The sequence below is a fragment of the Campylobacter magnus genome, from assembly GCF_028649595.1.
Classification (GTDB): domain Bacteria; phylum Campylobacterota; class Campylobacteria; order Campylobacterales; family Campylobacteraceae; genus Campylobacter; species Campylobacter magnus.
The window spans coordinates 1-426 of record NZ_JAQSLK010000018.1 but is presented as its reverse complement, the minus strand read 5'-3'; the positions used below and the strand labels follow the sequence as shown (position 1 = coordinate 426).

At 29.1% G+C, this 426-nt stretch carries 1 tRNA gene; it reads left to right on the top strand.

Going from position 1 to position 426, the window contains the following annotated elements:
- Positions 1-182 precede the first annotated feature (182 nt).
- Positions 183-259 (top strand) — tRNA-Ile (locus PTQ34_RS08805).
- Positions 260-426 lie beyond the last annotated feature (167 nt).

The window sequence follows — 426 nt, the reverse complement described above, 5'->3', positions numbered from 1 at the left end:
CTTTCTAGAGTACAAATGAATACTCTCTCACAAGGTATTCATCAGCTGATATTTTTCAGCATTTTTAAAAAATAATGCTTGGTTAGAGCTTGTTTAGATTTCAGGGATTGAAAAGATTTTGTTTTAGAAAATATATTTACTTTTTTAAAGCATAATCCCAGCTTTGTTTTAGTTTAGCAAATGGGCCTATAGCTCAGCTGGTTAGAGTGCACCCCTGATAAGGGTGAGGTCACAAGTTCAAGTCTTGTTAGGCCCACCAGTTTTAAAAGTCTAATTAAAGAACTTTTTGAGTTTTTTAATTAGACTTTTTAGTCTAAATGTTATTTAATTTACCAATGTTAAAAGTCAATAAGTTTAATACAATTTTACAGGACTTGTTAAAGCTTTGATTTTTCATTTTTGCAAATATAAAGTTTAATTCTAGAA